The sequence below is a fragment of the Synechococcus sp. OH30 genome (assembly GCF_047462175.1).
GTDB lineage: Bacteria > Cyanobacteriota > Cyanobacteriia > Thermostichales > Thermostichaceae > Thermostichus.
Genome location: NZ_JANSIP010000006.1, coordinates 99,539 through 115,497, shown reverse-complemented (window position 1 = coordinate 115,497; position 15,959 = coordinate 99,539). Strand labels below are relative to the sequence as shown.

Here is a 15,959-nt window from a genome sequence, read left to right as displayed (position 1 = left end):
TGGGGAAAAAGCTAATTGGAGTTAACGTTCTACACCTATCCTATCACTTACCCTACAGCATTCCGTAGCAAGATATACATCTGGTGGAGCTAGCCTCCTGCCAGAGTGCTAGGAGGTGGGAGGGAGTTGCAAAGCCAGAGGCCCTAGCCAACCCTTGCGATAGTCGTTGAGAATTTGCCTTGCTGCTCGCTCGGTATCGCCTCGGTAGCGCCGTTGGGCCAGCTCCTGGATGGCTACGCTGCCAGGAGGGATCGGGTCGGGCCAGCCGTAGCGCCGTTGCAGGAGGACTTGGGCCTGGGGCTGCACCTGCAGCAGTTGTTCCACGAAGTAGGCCGCCACGCCCTCAGGGTCGTAGGCGGCTGCGCCGATGTCATCGCAGATGGCCAGCAGCGTGGCTGCCCGTTGATCCGGCAGCGAAGGCGGGAGGATGCCCGGTGAGTCCAGCAAATCCAGCTCCCCTCCCAGCCGCACCCACTGCAGTTGCCGGGTTACCCCAGGGCGGGCAGCGCTCTCAACAACTCGCCGTCCCAACAGTCGATTCAGGAGGGCAGACTTGCCCACATTGGGAAAGCCCACCACCACTGCCCGGATGGCCCGCGGTCGCATGCCCCGCTGCTGGCGCCGCTCATTCACCGACTGCCCCAGCTGTAAGATGGCTTGCTTGAGGCGAGGCACCCCCTCTCCCGATTGGCCATTGGTGGGATAGACAGGGATCCCTTGCTGGGAAAAATACTCCTGCCAAGCTCTGAGATCCCTGGCCTCGATGGCATCGGCTCGGTTAAGCGCCAAAAGGCGCGGCTTGTGCCCCAGCCACTTGTCTAGATCGGGATGGCGACTGGCCAGCGGGATCCGCGCGTCCAAAACCTCAATGACCACATCCACCCGCTGCAGTTGTTCCCGCAATTGGCCAATGGCCTTGGCCACGTGGCCGGGATACCACTGGATGATTGGAGAACTCATGCCAGCAGAACCTGGGATCGAACCCCAGAAGACTCTAAGCCAGGGGCAGGATCCACTCTAGCCTGTCCAGCTTGCTCCTCCTCGGCTCGACTGGCCAACGGAAGTAGAAAAGGATACAGGCAAGAGGCAGATGGCAGCCCCTTCCTACTTGTAGGCAAGCTAACGTTAAGGGATGTAACGGAGGAGGAACGATGGTCAAGCGCGTGCGGTTGGATCCCATTGCCCAAGTGTCGGAAGTGGCCACCAACAGCAACTTGCTCTCGGTGCTGCTGCAGGAAGAGCTGAATGTGTTGAAAGAGTGCGGCGGGCGCGGTCTCTGCGCCACCTGCCATGTGTACGTAAAAGAGGGGATGGAATCGCTCTCACCCATGACCCCGCGGGAGCAGCGTACCCTAGAGGTGATCACCAGCCGCCAGCCCAATTCCCGCCTAGCCTGCCAGGCGCGAGTTCTGGGGGAAGGGGTGGTGGTGGAATTGCCGGTGGGGATGTACATCAATGCCTTTAAGGATATCGAGGTGTTGATTGGGCGGCGGGCGGAGCAGCCCCTCTTGCACCCGATAACTGGCGCCGTTTTGGTGCAAGCGGGCAAGCTAATTACGCGCTCGGTGCTGGAGTCGGTGAAGGATTTGGATCTCAATATCCAAGAGGCTTTGGCCCGCAGCAGCCGAGATTTTTAGGGTTTTACCGCGTTTAAGGCCAGCTTAGCCAATTTTGAGGAAGGCTCTATGGCCCCTGTGTTTCTTGGGATCGACCTGGGCACTTCGGGGATGCGGCTGGTAGCTCTCTCAGAAGCGGGGGAGATAGTGGGCAAAAGCGAGCGCTCCTGGGATCCCCCAGAAACCAATCCAGGCCGCTGGCTGCGCACCCTGAAGGCACTGCTGGGCCACCTCAAAGCTCAACTGGGGGATCGCTACGCCATTGTTGCCCTCAGTGCCTGCAGCACCTCGGGTACAGTGCTGCCGGTGGACGGACGGGGCATGCCGCTGGATCAGGCCTGGCTGTATTCCGACCGGCGGGGCCAGGCCCAGGCTCAGCGCTTGGGGATCCCTGCCAGTTGGGGGCTTAGCCGCTGGCTGTGGTGGGCAGAAGCCCATCCCGACCAATACCGAGAAAGCTACCTGGCCCATCCGGCGGACTTTCTCCTAAGCCAACTGGGGGGCCGCCAGCGGGTAACTGATCACACCCATGCCCTGAAAAGTGGCTTTGACCTAGAAACCTACACCTGGCCGCGGGAGTGGCTCTCCCAACAGGGCCTTGATCCCAAGCGCTTTCCTGAGGTGGTGGCGCCAGGAACAGTTCTGGGAACGGTGCGGCCTGAGTGGGAGCTGGGATCAGAGGTGCTGATTGCTGCCGGGATCACCGATGGCTGTGCTGGGCAATTGGCTGCAGGGGCTACTCGCTTGGGGCAGGTTTCCACCAGCCTGGGCACAACTCTTATCTTCAAGGCCAACAGCCCTGACCCTGTGCAGACGCGGAGTATCTATTCTCATCTGCACCCCGACCGAAGCGGTTGGTGGCCGGGGGCAGCCTCCTTCTGCGGCGGCGGCGTCCTGCCCCACTTCTTTCCCGGCGGCGACTTTGCTGCCTTGGATCGGCAGGCGGAGGCCCATCTGCCCACGGGCCTAGTCAGCTATCCTCTCTGCCGGCCCGGCGAGCGTTTTCCCATCCTGGATAGCGAATTTGCCGGCTTCTTGCCCCAGGCGGAAGTGGGATCCCTTCGCTTTTATGCAGCTCTTTTGGAAGGGGTAGCAATGGTGGAGCGGCTAGGGCTGGAGACCTTGATTGCCCACGGGATCCCGGTGCAAGAGCCGCTGTTAACCACTGGCGGCGGCTGCAAAAGCCCCCTCTGGCTGCGCCTGCGCGCCAGCATCCTCGCTCGCCCCCTGGCAGTGGTCAGGCACCCGGAGCCGGCGGTAGGGGCAGCCATCCTGGCCGCCTCAGCCTATTGGTGCTGTTCAGTGCAGCAGGCTGCCGATCGCTTGGTACAGGTGGAACGCCTCATCCAGCCCGATTCCGAGTGGGTCAAGGCCTATGCCGAGATCTACTCGGAGTTCCGTAGCCGCCTTTTCTTTTCCAATTTCTAGGCATCCCCCCGAAGGGGGAACAAGAGAGCCTCTAGCCGCCGCTAGGGGCTTTCTTTCTGTTTCCAATTTCTAGGGATCCCCCCGAAGGGGAACCACACCGGAGGGCGGCACACCCAGCCGTGCATACCTAATAGTTTCCAATTTCTAGGGATCCCCCCGAAGGGGAACCGCAGTCAAGCAGCCGAAATGCTGCTTCTAGAGCTTTGCAGAGTTTCCAATTTCTAGGGATCCCCCCGAAGGGGGAACTTATCCTTCTCTGCCTCGCCGCGGCCCTGGTGAGGCTAGGGTTTCCAATTTCTAGGAATCCCCCCGAAGGGGGAACCTCCGGGCATCAAAACCCCGGACTAGACGCTGCCGGGTTGTTTCCAATTTCTAGGGATCCCCCCGAAGGGGAACCAACTGTGCGGGGGATGTCACCGGAGGCGGGATTAGGGTACTCCGTTTCCAATTTCTAGGGATCCCCCCGAAGGGGAACCACAGGTTGATGGGCCCATCCGGAGAGAAAAGCAACAAGGATGAGTGTTTCCAATTTCTAGGGATCCCCCCGAAGGGGAACCTCTACTAAAGTCCTTCTAGACCAGCTTGGCGTCGACGTTGGTTTCCAATTTCTAGGGATCCCCCCGAAGGGGAACCCCCGGGCTGCCAACTACGTTGGCGGCCTCTCTCTGCTCCTGTTTCCAATTTCTAGGGATCCCCCCGAAGGGGAACCGATGTTGAGGTGGGTGGAAAGACCATCACCGTCGGCCAGGTGTTTCCAATTTCTAGGGATCCCCCCGAAGGGGAACCTTTCCTCGGTCCGCGAGACCGAGGGTGGTTTCATACTGTTTCCAATTTCTAGGGATCCCCCCGAAGGGGAACCGAACGTATATGCCCTTCGAGTGGTCTCTGGCTATTTGAGGTTGTTTCCAATTTCTAGGGATCCCCCCGAAGGGGAACCCGAACTGACGTCCTTCCCGCCAACGAGTACACACTAATCATGTTTCCAATTTCTAGGGATCCCCCCGAAGGGGAACCTCTACCCCTATTAAACCCAAGCGGGGCAAGGAATGCAAGACCCATTTGCGAGGGGGTCGGTCGAAGACGGCAAAAAAGGGCCTAGAAGAGGGGGGGCAAGAGGCCTGAAAGCCTTGTGGCGCAAGGCATCGAGCGGGTCAACGAAAGAATCGGCCTTTGCGGGATTTGGCGAGGCGCTCGCGGAGCTGCTGCTACCGTTTTTGTGTTGCTTTGCCAACACAGCTACGTAAGGGGCCGACAACGGTTTTAAAAAGGATGCTGCATTAGCCAAAAGCCGGCAAAGGACTGGGCCCGGAAATCGCTTTGGATGGCGAGGAAGTGGATCCCTTGGGCTTGGCGTTGGCGTTGGGCAAAGCCTTCTGCCTCCGCTTGCAGCTTTTCATCTTTTAGTTGCGCAAACAGGTAGCAATCGCTGAGGCCAGCCTCGAACAGCAGCCGTCCCTCCGCCACCGTCAAGTAGGCAGGCTCCATACCGCTTAGCCAAGCTGCTATGGGCAGCGCCCGCCGCGAGGCAATCACCAAGCCAGGAATAATGGTGTCGGGCGCCAAGGTTTCCCAGTTTAGCGGGAACAGCTCACCAAATTCCATTGGCCAGGTCTCGGCATCCCGCAGATCCCTGGCCCGCAGGGTAACGAACGCCCAGCGCTCTCCCTGCAACTTGTCCGGCAGGGGAATGGGATCCGGCGGATCCGGCTCCAATGGCGGCTCGGGGCTATAGGTAAATTGGGTTTCCTGAGGGTAAACCTGCTCTGCCCGTTCCCGCATCCAGGCCCGGAGGGCATAGACCCGGCGGCTGGGCAGCATCGGGATCCCAACGGCATTACAGGCCCGTTGCAAAATGGAGCTCATGCGGGCGCGGAAGACGCGAATGGCCGAAGGGGGCTGGGGGGCCATTTCCAGATAGCTGCGCAGCTGTTGGGCCACCCAGGTGCTATTGACCTCTTGGTTGCTGCAGTACTTGGCCTGGCGAAACTGACCCGTGGGATCGCACACCAGCAGCTCCCAAACCCGCCGCTCCTGGGCATCCCGCAGCGGGACGGCGTTGAAATCCATCTGCCAGATGGGGCCGCGCCTAGGGCCAGAACGAGGAGGTTGAGTGGCCAAGGTGTTCCTCCCGTTTGCTACGCGCTCCTGGGAGAGGGGTTCGGCAACTGTTGGCCTGGGCCGTAGGAAGCAGTATCCCCGACCAGGGCCCATTCCCGCTCCCCAAAAATGGCGGCAGGGTAGCGGTAGTACTTAAACTCCAGCAGGTTGTAGAAGGGATCCTGCAAAAAGAACGTGCCGTGCTCCAGGGGGGTGCCGACAAAGCGCCAGCGCGGCTCCTGATAGAAGAGCAATCCCCGTACCTGGGCCCGCTCCGCCAGCGCCTGCCAATCTGCTTGGGTAGGGAAGATCAGGCCAAAGTGGCGGGGGTAGATACCCCGCTGCGGCGTCAGCTCTTCCTGGGTGAGGTGGGCCACCAGTTGATGGCCATAGAGGTTCAAAATAACTGAAACAGGGGTTTCCCGACCAATTTGGCAACCCAAGCCCTCGCCGTAGTAGGTCTTGGCCAAGGCAATATCGGCAACGGGAAAGGCCAGATGAAAGCGGATGGGTTCCATGAGTTCTCCTAAAAGCAAAGTAGAAAGCAGCCTGGCCTGGCCGAAAACGGCACCGCCCCCCCGCTCAGGATCCCTGCTCTTTATCCAAGTTAGCGAACAGGATGAGTGCGGGGGTATGGCACGAATTTCAGAACTGCTGCAAGCTGGGATCCCTTCCCCAGCCGAAGGTACGCCTTTGCGCAGGAAGCCCAACCGCTCGGATGCTATAACCTAGCATGTAGTCTGCTCGCGTCAGTGGGGCAGATCCCTTTGGCTGAGTTTGCAGCAAGAGAACTCGCTGGGTGGGTCAATCTTGGCCATGAGCAGCATCTGGGTTGAGCAGCGCCGCCGTGAGGAGGAAGCGCGCCATTTTTTTTGGATGGTGGCGCTGTCCTTGCTACTGCATGGGCTGGCGCTGCTGGCCTTGCTCTCCTGGAGTCGGCTTTGGCCGCTTCGCCAGCAGGAACAGGAAGCCATTGAGTTTATCTTGCTGGAGCCAGAAGATCTCGAGCCGCCGGAAGAAGCAGAGCTGGTTTCAGAAGTGGATTCCCGCGATGGGGGCAAGCGGGTAGAAGCCCCTCCTTCCCAGGGCAGCCCACCCCAATCCCAGGCTGCCCCCCAACAGAAAGCTCCCCCACCGCCTCCGCCCCAACCCCAGCCGCCACGGCCGCAGCCGCCTGCCCCTGTGCCACCCCCTGCCCCGGCGGAAGTTGCCCTGGCCACTCCTAGACCTACCCCACCCCCCACGCCAACTGCACCTCCGGCTCCTCCTCGGCCTGCGGCAACCCCAACTGCAGCCCCACCTCCGCCCACCCCAGCCCCCAGATCCACTCCCACCCAGACCCCGCCGCCTGTGGCGGCTGCTTCCCCTGCTCCGCCAGCTCCTACGCCTCCCCCCACTGCCGAGCCTCTAGCTATGCGGCCTAGTGAGCGGGCCTCGGATCTCAGCCAATTGCAGCCGGCTGCGCCCGCTCCCCAACCGGAGGTTCTCCCCGCCGAGCGGCCCTCCGATGCTTCCCAGTTGGGGCCGCCCCTGAGCGCTTCTGCTGCCAGTGAAGGGGCCGGGATCCAGGGCCAGGGAGCCAGCGGCTTGGCCAACCCCACCCAGTCGGCTCCCAACCCCCCCAGTGTGGCGGCGCGGGCCAATGTGGACTGGGGCCCTTGGCTGGCGGCTTTGCAGCGCAAGGTGGAACAAAATTGGATCCCAGGGCAGACTGGCACTTCCCGCCGCACGGTGGTGATCTTCACGGTGGGGCGGGGGGGAGAGCTGCAGAGCATCCGCCTGGCCCGCACTTCCGGCAGCCAGCAAACCGACGACGCGGCACTGACAGCCATCCAGAGAGCAGCTCCGTTTTTGCCCCTGCCTGAGGCCTACGAGGGCAACTCGGTGACGATTAACTTCACCTTCGACATCAATGTGTTGGGACAATTAACCGTAGGTGGGTCGGCTAACTGACAACGGCTTCACGGTGCTGCCTCCCAAAACGGGGACAGAAGGCCCTGGACAAGCTCTGGGAATCGGCGACGGTGCGTTTATCCTAGTCCTTAACCTTCAGAGATCCGTTGATGGGCACAACTTCCCTGCAGCGCACCCCCCTGTTTCCCTTCCATCAAGCCCTGGGGGCGCGGTTTGTCTCCTTTGCCGGCTGGGAAATGCCCCTGCAGTATCGGGGCGTGGTGGCCGAGCATCGGGCAGTGCGGGAGCGGGTGGGGGTATTCGACATCTCCCACATGGGCAAGTTCGAGCTCTGGGGGCCGGAGCTGGGATCCCACCTGAGCCGGCTGGTGCCCAGCGATCTGGCCGCTTTGCCAGTAGGATCCGCTCGCTACACGGTTTTGCTCAATCCGCTGGGGGGCATTGTGGACGATGTCATCTTCTACCGGCATCCACCGGAAGGAGAGCTGGAGCACTGGAGCCTGATCGTCAACGCGGCCACCCGCCACAAAGATAGGGAGTGGCTGCAGCAGCAGGGGATCCCTGGACTGGAACTGCAGGATCACACTGAGTCGCAAGTGTTGCTGGCGGTGCAGGGGCCGGCAGCAGAAGAGGTTCTTCAGCCTTTTTTGGCGGGATCCCTGAAGGCTTTGCGCCGCTTTCAACACGGACAGTTTGCTCCTCAAAAAGGGGGATCCTCAGGGGCAAGGGTCTTTGTGGCCCGCACCGGCTACACCGGAGAAGACGGCTTTGAGATCTTGCTTAGCCCCCCAGAGGGCTGCTGGCTCTGGGAGCAACTGGTGCAGGCAGGAGTACAGCCCTGTGGCTTCGGCTGCCGCGATACCCTGCGCCTAGAAGCTGCTTTTTGCCTCTACGGCCAGGACATGGACGAGAGCACCACCCCCCTGGAAGCCGGCTTGGGCTGGCTGGTGAACAATCCAGGGGACTACATTGGCAAGCTGGCCCTCGAACGTCAACGCGAGCAAGGGATCCCGCGTCGGCTGGTGGGGTTTCGCCTGTTGGAGCGAGCCATTCCCCGCAGCGGCTGTGCCATCTACGCTCCCAACTCCCCTGAGCCGATCGGCCGGGTAACCAGCGGCAGCCATTCTCCTACCCTGGGCTACGGCATTGGCCTGGGGTATGTGGATTCAACCTGGGCCGAGGTGGGATCCCGGCTGGAGATTGAGATTCGGGGCCAGCGCCGGCTGGCCGAGGTGGTGAAAAGGCCCTTCTATCGCTCGCAGGCCCTGGCTTAGCTAGAGGGGTCGAGCCGTTTGCCCATCTTGGGGGTAGCATATTCCTGCTGCAGCCGCCGCAATTTCCGTAGGGCCCGCCGCTCAATTTGCCGCACCCGCTCCCGTGAAAGGCCAATGTGTTCCCCAATCTCCCGCAGCGTCATCCCCTTTGATCCATCCAGGCCATAACGGGCTACGATTACCTGCTGCTCGCGTTCGCTCAGTTGCTTCACAAGGGCGCGGACTTCCTCCCAATGAGCAACCCGATTGAGATGCTCGACCGGATCGTTGTCCTCGTCGGGGATAAAGTGCTGCAGCTCAGTGCCGTCCTCATCGCCCACGCTCACGTTGAGAGAACAGATCTCGGCCATGTGGCGGGTGATTAGCTCGCGGTAGTTGTTGCTGATATCTAGCGAATCGAAAACTTCTTCTGCAGCAGGCCGGGATCCCCGCTCAACGGATAGCTCGCGGTAGCGCCGCTTCACTTGGGAGACCTTCTCGTACATATGGGCGGGCAGCCGGATGAGGCGTCCCTTGTTTTGGATGCCCCGGTTCACGCTCTGCCGGATCCACCAGGTGGCGTAGGTGGAGAACTTGTACCCCAGGGTTGGATCAAACTTTTCCACAGCCCGCGTGAGGCCGATGGTGCCTTCTTGGATGAGATCCAGGAACGGCAAGCCGCGGTTGCGGTAGCGCTTGGCAATCGATACCACTAGGCGCAGGTTGCACTCCACCATGCGCTTTTTGGCTGCTTCCCCCTGCCTCAGGATCTGCTGCAGCTCCTCTAGGGGGATCCCTACCCGTCGGCTCCAGTCCTCCAGGGACTCGTGCTGCCGCCGCTGTTGCAGGAGGGCCATCATCCGCTGCACCTGGTGGGCCAGGCGAAGTTCCTCTTCGGGGGTGAGCAACGAGTAGCGCCCAATTGTTTTCAAGAAACGGCCTACTGCATCTTGCAGGTCAAGACTTTCCGACATATCCCACCTCACACCCTAAGCCACGCCCTGTCTGAGTTTTCGCTCCTCCTGTTGGGTTAACAGCACCTCATTCATACCAGAGGGAAAACCATTTTGTAAAGGTTTTGTCGCCCTAGAACCTTGGCTCTTGGTAAACACTTGGCTCGCCGGATCTACTGAGGCTGTCCTGCCTGACTCCGCCCACAGTGTTTTTTCAACCAGTACCTTAAGCTTTTTACACTACCTGTGGATGTTGCGAAAAATAAACAGCTTTGCTGCCCAAAATGAAAACTAATAGAAACAAACAGAGAAAAAATTGCCTCTATCGATATTTTTTCGAGATACATAACCTCTTGAATTGAGACAAAAAGCCTGGAGAAATGGATAGGTGGTTTGATTGCAGAAACCCGCCCCCTCGCCCCGCGGTTAGCCAGCCTCAGAGGCTTGCTCAGCAAGATCTTGAAAACGGTGAGCAGTTGCTTTGAGCTTTCAACTTGCCCTAGCCCAAAACCAGCCAAGGCCAACCCTAGGAAAAGCCATAACGGCGGCTATCCCAAGTTTAGAGTATACCAGGACATTTGACCCTATATATGGGGTCAAATCCTAGAGCTGAGCTCCTGCAGCAACTCGTTGCCTGAGTAGGGGCTGCGCAGCCCAGGTGGGAAAAGTCGCAGTCCCTGTGGACGCACCCGCCGCTCCGGCCAAGGAATGGGTGTAAGCCGCGGCAAAGGAGTGGCCTCGGGGGGGCTAGGCGTTGGGGTCGGTGTAGGGGTGGGTGTTGGAGTTGGCGTAGGCGTTGGGGTCGGCGTAGGAGTCGGCGTAGGGGTGGGTGTTGGAGTTGGAGTTGGAGTTGGCGTAGGCGTTGGAGTCGGTGTAGGGGTGGGTGTAGGCGTTGGCGTTGGAGTCGGTGTAGGAGTCGGCGTAGGGGTGGGCTGAGGCTGCAGGATAGCTAGGGCTTCTTCTGCTTTCAACTCTCCCCGAACCAGCTGGGAGAGGGTATCTTGGCCGCCGGGGCTGTAGGTGATTTCGCGGGCGGCACTGTTAAACACATTGCGGATGGGATCCCCTTTGCTATCGACCAGCTCAACTACTATCACGTTGCGGCCAGGCTTCCAACCCTTCAGGTAAAAAGCCTCCCAGCGATCCAGCAGGCCGGACTGACCGTTGAGGGTGTAGCGGATGCGCCAGTCACGGGGGAGGTCGGCCAGCAAGCTCTCCCGCACCGGGGCATTGGCCAGCCAAAAATCGACCAGAATTGGCTCAGCTCCGTAGCTGCCGCTGGGAGAGCTGTAGGTGAGTAGTGGCAACTGCGGCTGCGGCACGTACTCCGGCGTAGGCGCTAGCACATGGAAGCTGACTTGGGCGTAGGCCTCGGAGTTTTTAAAGCTCTCGTGCCAGGGCTTGACGGCAAACACTCGCAGAGTATGGGATCCCGGCTCCAAGTCCTTGAAAACAAGGGGAGCCTCCGCATCGTAGTGGGAAATGTAGGGGCGATTGTCCAGAACCACATGCAAGTGGGGACCAAGACCCAGCTGCGGATCTTTGAAAATTGGGTACCCCCGTACCGCCAAGCGAACCGTAACCTGGCGCTCCGGCAAGATCTCGCCAGGTTGGGGGCTGAGGATCTGCACCTGCGGACGATAGTGCTGCAAGTAGGCATCCAGCTTGGCAATTTCTGGTGGCGCCGGCACTTGCTCAACCTGAGGTAGCTGGGGTTCCTGGGGTTGTTTAGGCGCAGATCTCCCACAGGCAACCAGCAGCAAAGCTGTCAACAGCGCCATCCACCACCCCACTCCCCGTGCTTTCAAGCTGGCATTTCCCGCGCGTCCTTGCATGAGCTTCACATCCCACACTTGCCAAGCCGCAGACAAGCCATCCTCACAACATTACCAGGATGTGTCCTTCGGGGAGGATCCCCTCCCCCGCCGCCCTAGAATGGGATCGGCAGGTTTGCTCCTGTCAGGAAAAGCTTTGAGGTCATCTATGACTCCAGTGGCAGCGACAATAGCCCTCGCGGGCCTGGATCTCACTCAGTGGCAAGCTCTCCTCAACAACCTCGCCTTTGCCATTTGTTTGGGAGCCATGCTCTTTTACTGGGGTGGAGCGGCATTTCCCCAAGTGCCACTTTTGGCCGAACTGGGCTTAGCAGGGATGGTGGGGACCAACTTGACAATAGCCGCTCTGCTAACGGCTCGCTGGATCGACGCCGGCTACTTCCCTTTGAGCAATTTGTACGAGTCTTTGTTTTTCTTGGCCTGGGGGATCACTGCCTTGCACTTGCTGGCTCTCCATTGGACCCGCCGCCGCTGGGTGGGGGTGATGACTGCCCCACTAGCAACGGGTATTGTCGCCTTTGCCGCCTTGGCCCTGCCGGAGGATATGCAGGCAGCTCAGCCGCTAGTGCCGGCTCTGCAGTCCAACTGGCTGATGATGCATGTTACCGTCATGCTCCTGGCCTACGCAGCCCTCTTGGTGGGATCCCTGTTGGCCATGGCTTTTCTCATCCTCACGCGTGGACAGGAGGTGCAGCTCAAGGGCAACTCCCTCGGCCTACAATTTCGACCGCCCCGACCTGCAAGTCAGCCAGAGCTCACGGAAGCCGCTGTTTCTTCCTCCAGCTGGGAACTTGCCGGGAGCCGCTCTTCTCTGTCCGCCGCTAAACTTCCTCCCTCGCCGACCCCCGAAGGGATCCCTCCCCAACAATTGAGTCTGGCTGAGATCTTGGACAACACTAGCTACCGCTTCATTGGATTGGGGTTTCCGCTACTTACCATTGGCATCATTGCCGGCGCTGTTTGGGCCAACGAGGCCTGGGGCACCTACTGGAGCTGGGATCCCAAAGAAACCTGGGCCTTGATTACCTGGTTGGTTTTTGCTGCCTACTTGCACGCCCGCATCAGCAAGGGCTGGCAGGGCAAGCGTCCCGCCCTCCTGGCCAGCTTGGGCTTTGGGGTGGTTTGGGTGTGTTACCTAGGAGTGAACTTTTTGGGCAAAGGCTTACACAGCTACGGTTGGTTCTTTTGAAGTAGGTCACCTCTGGCACCCCCCTTTACGGGTATTCTGATGCTGGCAAGCCGTTGTGGATACCTCCCGAGGAGAAAAGGATGCGTCTGTTTAACTACATCGTCTTCTTCTTGGCCCTCCTGGGTGTTGCCTTCTTTGCCATGCAAAACGCTAGCCCGGTGGTGATTACCTTTGCCCCCGGCGTTAGCATCGAGAGCCCGTTGGTGATTGAGCTTTTGGCTTCTGCCGGGATCGGGGCTGCTTTGGCCTGGGTCTATAGCCTTTGGATGCGGCTGCAATTTAGCCTCGAAGCCCGCGAGAAAAATCGGCAACTGCAAGAGAAGGAAGTCACCATTAGCGAGCTCAAGGAAATGGTGGTGGAGCTGGAAGCCAAAGTTAAGCAACTGCCCCCCAGTAAGCGGGCTGAGCCCCAGGAAGACCTGCAGGACGTTAAGGAAGTTACCACCGAGGGATCCCCTGCCTAGGCCGCCCATGCGGTACAATTAAGCTCCTGCTTGCCTTTCCCACTAGCACCTATGCAGGTTACCCAAGAAAAACGCCCTGGTAGCCGGGTTGGCTTCAAGATTGTGGTGGAAGCTGACCGGGTTAAGCGCTCCTACGAAAAAACTCTGCGCCAGCTGGAGCGGAACATTCAAATTCCAGGGTTTCGCAAGGGCAAGGCTCCGCGCAACCTGGTAGTGCGCCAGGTGGGCCGCGAGCGGATTATTGCCAGTGCTATCGATAACCTCATCCACGAAGCTATCCAGGAGGCCCTCCAGGAGGCTCAAGTCAACCCCATCGGCCAGTTTGAGCTGGATGAAGAGGTGAAGCAACTTCTGGATCGCTTCAACCCAGAAGCCGACTTCAGCTTCTCGGGGTATGTGGAAGTGTACCCTGAGGTTCGTCTTGGGCAGTACAAAGGGCTAACCGTCACGGCAACCCGGGTTGACATCAAGCCTGAGGAAGTTGACCAGCTTATCGACCAGTTGCGGGATCAACGGGCTACTCTCTTGCCTGTGGAGGATCGGCCTGCCCAGTTGGGAGATGTGGTGGTGATTGATTTCCAAGCCCGTGACGCTGAGGGCAATCCCCTCAAGGAAATTGCCGCCCAAGACTTGCAGCTGGAGCTGCAGGAGGAAAACTTCATTCCTGGTTTTGTGGCAGGCGTTGTTGGCATGCAGCTCGACGAGACCAAGGAGATCACTGCCACCCTGCCCGAGGATTACTTTAGAGCAGAGCTGGCTGGGAAAACGGTTACCTTTACTGTCTGCCTCAAGGAGATTAAAACCAAAGAGCTGCCAGAGTTAGACGATGCTTTTGTACAGGAGGTCAGCAATTTCCAGACAGTAGCCGAGCTGCGGGAACACCTGCAAAAGCGCCTTGAGCAAGATGCCCTAAGACAATCTGAAGAAAACCTCGAGGCGGCCATCCTCAAGGCCATTTTGGCAGCTACCGAGGTGGATCTGCCCGAGAGCCTTGTTGAGCAAGAAACCACGCAACTGCTAGCCCAAGACCTGCAGTCCCTGCAGCAGCAGGCAGGGGCTAGACCGGGAGAAATGCGCAAGTTCCTGGCCCAACTGCCGCCTGAAACTCTCAACCAACTGAGGGAACGCCACCGGCCCGCGGCCATCGACCGACTGCGACGTGCCCTTGCCCTCAGCGCTATTGCTCGGCAAGAGCAAATTGCCGTCGGCCCCACCGAATTGGAAGTAGAAGTAGAAGAGGTAATGAAGGCCTATGCCCAGCAGGGCCAAAAGTTGGATCGGGAGGGGGTACGCCAAGTCGTCTACGAAAATCTGCTCACCCGCAAGGTGATGGCCTGGTTGAAGTCGCACACCACAGTTAACTGGGTCGATAGCGAGGGCCATCCCACCGAGGCACCCGCTCTCCCCCTCAGGGCTGGATCTGGGTCGGTGGCAGAGGCCGAGCTGGAGACAGCAAAGGGCTCTGGGCTCCTGGAGGCCTCTGGAGAAACGGCAGCGCCCTCTTCTAGGGCAGCTGAAGCCAAAACCGCGCCAGAGCCGGCCTCTACTGCCGAGGAGAGGTTGGATCTGGAAGCTGAATCTGCCAGCTTGCAGCTGAAACAGCCAGACCAGGCCAAGCCCAAGTCGGACAAAAAGAGCAAAAAGGGCAAGTAGACTCCTTCCTCCCTCGGGGAAGCTCTCCCAATTCCTACAGGAGACCGCGCCGCATCTGATCCCAAAGGCGGAGGTAGGACTCGGCTTCAGCTAAGCTTAGGGGCCGCCAGATCTCGGCCTGTTCCCAGGTGGAGGGGTGAAAGTCAGGCCGGCGGCGCAGCCGCCAGGAAAGTTGATCCCAATCCAGGGGCAAAACCGAAGGGATCCCGCTCAAATTGACAAGGCGAGGGGCGAACTCGGGATTGAGGACAAAGTCAATCCACTTGGCCCGCAGGGATTCCAGCTCCCTCTGCTTCTCTAGGGGCAGGAGGAGGGGCTCGGCAGCGCGGGGCCGCACCCAGACATCCCACCAGACGGCGGATCCCGAAGCCGGGATCACCACCTCCAACTCGGGGTAGCTGGCCTGGGTAGCGTAGAGATCTTGCGACCAGCCCACCGCTACCCAGCTATCGGCCAGGCGCAACATGGGCAAGTAGTCAGCGGAGGTATAGGCCAAAACTTGGCGGTGCAAGGAGCCCAGCTCCCGTCGCAGCTCCGCCTCTTCCGGGTCAAGGGGATCGTTGTAGGAGCGGCCCATCTTTTTCAGGGTCAGCCCAATCACCTCCCGCGGGTGATCCGGCAGCGTAATCTTGCCAGCTAAGTCAGGCCGCCATAGGTCAGCCCAATCCTCAATGGGCTTGCTAACGCGGTCGCGGCGGTAGGCGATGGCCGTCACCCCCCAGCGCCAGGGCACACCCCAGACCTGCCCCTCCCGCAGGGCTGCCGCCTGCCAACGGGGATCCAACTGCTGCCAGCGCTCCCCCAAGAGGCTGGGCGGCAAGGGATCCAGCCAGCCGGCAGCCAGAGCCCAATCCAAAGCGTCGGCCCCCAGCAGGCTAAGAGCTGGTACTGGCAGTCGTTGGCCGAGCCGCCACCAGGACGGCTGGGATGCCTGGAGGCTTTGGCGCAGGTAAGCCAACAACTGGCTTCGCTCATCCACCAGCTGCAAGCGAAAGCGGGCCTGGGTGCGGCGGTGGAATTCGTTGACTAAGCTGAGAGGGATCCCCTGCTTGAGGGCGAGGATGAGGGGCAAAGGGACGCCAGGCCCGCCACAGCCGGCCACTGCCAGAGCAGCCAGGTAGAGGAATTCACGCCGGCTTAGCTGCTGCTTGCCCACGCCAGTACCGCTCCACCAGAATCAAGGCCACTAGATCATCGTAGGCCTTGTCCGGCACCCGCAGCCCCTTGGGCAGCAGGCGCTGCCACCCCCGCGGCTGGTAAACCTCCCAGTAGCGCCGCCGGGCTTCTTCTGAGCTGTGGCGTTCGTCCACAACCACGATCTGCTGCGGTAGGAGGAGCGACTCCAGTTGAGCCTTCCACTGCCGCGCCGTTGTCTGATTGCCGAGGATCAGCCGCTCGGCTCCAAACTGCTGCCAAAGAGCCCCCAACCTGGGCAAGGCCTCCCCCGCAGGAACCACCTCCCGATGCAAAACTTGCCAGGCTGGCTGGGTTTGCACAACCGCAAGGCCGCATTTGTCCCGCCCTGGGTCAAAACCCACTAGCACCCGCTCCATAGCC

At 60.2% G+C, this 15,959-nt stretch carries 13 protein-coding genes, 1 pseudogene and 1 CRISPR repeat array; of the genes and pseudogenes, 7 read left to right on the top strand and 7 right to left on the bottom strand.

Annotation, left to right across the window (positions count from 1 at the left end; genetic code table 11):
• Positions 1 to 108 precede the first annotated feature (108 nt).
• Positions 109 to 960: a ribosome biogenesis GTPase YlqF gene (ylqF, locus tag NW830_RS08475; RefSeq protein ID WP_414361626.1), complete on the bottom strand. Its 852-nt coding sequence runs from the start codon at positions 958 to 960 to the stop codon at positions 109 to 111.
• Between the two features lie 191 nt (positions 961 to 1,151).
• On the opposite strand from ylqF, the gene NW830_RS08470 reads away from it, so the two are divergent.
• Positions 1,152 to 1,637 carry a 2Fe-2S iron-sulfur cluster-binding protein gene (locus NW830_RS08470; RefSeq protein ID WP_414361628.1) on the top strand — a complete coding sequence of 162 codons (486 nt, stop codon included), beginning with the start codon at positions 1,152 to 1,154 and terminating at the stop codon, positions 1,635 to 1,637.
• 48 nt (positions 1,638 to 1,685) lie between these two features.
• A pseudogene (locus NW830_RS08465) lies at positions 1,686 to 2,891 on the top strand (FGGY-family carbohydrate kinase); the annotation flags it as partial.
• A gap of 138 nt (positions 2,892 to 3,029) precedes the next feature.
• A CRISPR array of direct repeats spans positions 3,030 to 4,058; the repeat unit is 36 nt; unit sequence GTTTCCAATTTCTAGGGATCCCCCCGAAGGGGAACC.
• Positions 4,059 to 4,304: 246 nt separating this feature from the next.
• Here NW830_RS08465 and NW830_RS08460 read toward each other — a convergent pair.
• Positions 4,305 to 5,162: a Tab2 family RNA-binding protein gene (locus NW830_RS08460; RefSeq protein ID WP_414361630.1), complete on the bottom strand. Its 858-nt coding sequence runs from the start codon at positions 5,160 to 5,162 to the stop codon at positions 4,305 to 4,307.
• 17 nt (positions 5,163 to 5,179) lie between these two features.
• On the bottom strand, positions 5,180 to 5,659 hold the full coding sequence (locus tag NW830_RS08455; RefSeq protein WP_414361632.1) for a VOC family protein: 480 nt from the start codon (positions 5,657 to 5,659) through the stop codon (positions 5,180 to 5,182).
• A gap of 298 nt (positions 5,660 to 5,957) precedes the next feature.
• Between NW830_RS08455 and NW830_RS08450 the strand changes: the two genes are divergently transcribed.
• Both NW830_RS08450 and gcvT read left to right on the top strand, forming a co-directional pair.
• Positions 5,958 to 7,094 carry an energy transducer TonB gene (locus tag NW830_RS08450; protein ID WP_414361634.1) on the top strand — a complete coding sequence of 379 codons (1,137 nt, stop codon included), beginning with the start codon at positions 5,958 to 5,960 and terminating at the stop codon, positions 7,092 to 7,094.
• A gap of 110 nt (positions 7,095 to 7,204) precedes the next feature.
• Positions 7,205 to 8,329 carry a glycine cleavage system aminomethyltransferase GcvT gene (gene gcvT, locus NW830_RS08445; RefSeq protein ID WP_414361636.1) on the top strand — a complete coding sequence of 375 codons (1,125 nt, stop codon included), beginning with the start codon at positions 7,205 to 7,207 and terminating at the stop codon, positions 8,327 to 8,329.
• On the opposite strand, the gene NW830_RS08440 is transcribed toward gcvT, so the two are convergent.
• A complete protein-coding gene (locus tag NW830_RS08440; protein WP_414361638.1) occupies positions 8,326 to 9,282 on the bottom strand; it encodes a sigma-70 family RNA polymerase sigma factor in 957 nt (318 codons plus the stop codon). The genes gcvT and NW830_RS08440 overlap by 4 nt on opposite strands.
• Positions 9,283 to 9,857: 575 nt before the next feature.
• Entirely contained in the window at positions 9,858 to 11,096 is a 1,239-nt protein-coding gene (locus NW830_RS08435) for a hypothetical protein (RefSeq protein ID WP_414404665.1), read from the bottom strand.
• 184 nt (positions 11,097 to 11,280) lie between these two features.
• On the opposite strand from NW830_RS08435, the gene ccsB reads away from it, so the two are divergent.
• The 3 genes from ccsB (at position 11,281) to tig (ending at position 14,402) form a co-directional block, all read left to right on the top strand.
• Positions 11,281 to 12,285, top strand: a complete 1,005-nt coding sequence (ccsB, locus tag NW830_RS08430) for a c-type cytochrome biogenesis protein CcsB (RefSeq protein WP_414361812.1) — start codon at positions 11,281 to 11,283, stop codon at positions 12,283 to 12,285.
• A gap of 80 nt (positions 12,286 to 12,365) precedes the next feature.
• Complete coding sequence (locus NW830_RS08425) at positions 12,366 to 12,749, top strand: LapA family protein (RefSeq protein ID WP_414361642.1); 384 nt, start codon at positions 12,366 to 12,368, stop codon at positions 12,747 to 12,749.
• A gap of 51 nt (positions 12,750 to 12,800) precedes the next feature.
• Positions 12,801 to 14,402, top strand: a complete 1,602-nt coding sequence (gene tig, locus NW830_RS08420) for a trigger factor (protein WP_414361644.1) — start codon at positions 12,801 to 12,803, stop codon at positions 14,400 to 14,402.
• 34 nt (positions 14,403 to 14,436) lie between these two features.
• On the opposite strand, the gene NW830_RS08415 is transcribed toward tig, so the two are convergent.
• Together NW830_RS08415 and NW830_RS08410 are read right to left on the bottom strand one after the other, a co-directional pair.
• On the bottom strand, positions 14,437 to 15,558 hold the full coding sequence (locus tag NW830_RS08415; protein WP_414361646.1) for an extracellular solute-binding protein: 1,122 nt from the start codon (positions 15,556 to 15,558) through the stop codon (positions 14,437 to 14,439).
• Entirely contained in the window at positions 15,530 to 15,955 is a 426-nt protein-coding gene (locus NW830_RS08410; protein WP_414361648.1) for a resolvase, read from the bottom strand. The genes NW830_RS08415 and NW830_RS08410 overlap by 29 nt, the downstream gene beginning before the upstream one ends.
• Positions 15,956 to 15,959: the final 4 nt, after the last annotated feature.

Bases quoted from the DNA above. Each gene is read 5' to 3' on its own strand.
- NW830_RS08440 (WP_414361638.1), bottom strand. From the start codon at position 9,282: ATGTCGGAAAGTCTTGACCTGCAAGATGCAGTAGGCCGTTTCTTGAAA.
- NW830_RS08425 (WP_414361642.1), top strand. From the start codon at position 12,366: ATGCGTCTGTTTAACTACATCGTCTTCTTCTTGGCCCTCCTGGGTGTT.
- tig (WP_414361644.1), top strand. From the start codon at position 12,801: ATGCAGGTTACCCAAGAAAAACGCCCTGGTAGCCGGGTTGGCTTCAAG.
- NW830_RS08435 (WP_414404665.1), bottom strand. From the start codon at position 11,096: ATGCAAGGACGCGCGGGAAATGCCAGCTTGAAAGCACGGGGAGTGGGG.
- gcvT (WP_414361636.1), top strand. From the start codon at position 7,205: ATGGGCACAACTTCCCTGCAGCGCACCCCCCTGTTTCCCTTCCATCAA.
- NW830_RS08410 (WP_414361648.1), bottom strand. From the start codon at position 15,955: ATGGAGCGGGTGCTAGTGGGTTTTGACCCAGGGCGGGACAAATGCGGC.
- NW830_RS08455 (WP_414361632.1), bottom strand. From the start codon at position 5,659: ATGGAACCCATCCGCTTTCATCTGGCCTTTCCCGTTGCCGATATTGCC.
- NW830_RS08450 (WP_414361634.1), top strand. From the start codon at position 5,958: ATGAGCAGCATCTGGGTTGAGCAGCGCCGCCGTGAGGAGGAAGCGCGC.
- ylqF (WP_414361626.1), bottom strand. From the start codon at position 960: ATGAGTTCTCCAATCATCCAGTGGTATCCCGGCCACGTGGCCAAGGCC.
- NW830_RS08470 (WP_414361628.1), top strand. From the start codon at position 1,152: ATGGTCAAGCGCGTGCGGTTGGATCCCATTGCCCAAGTGTCGGAAGTG.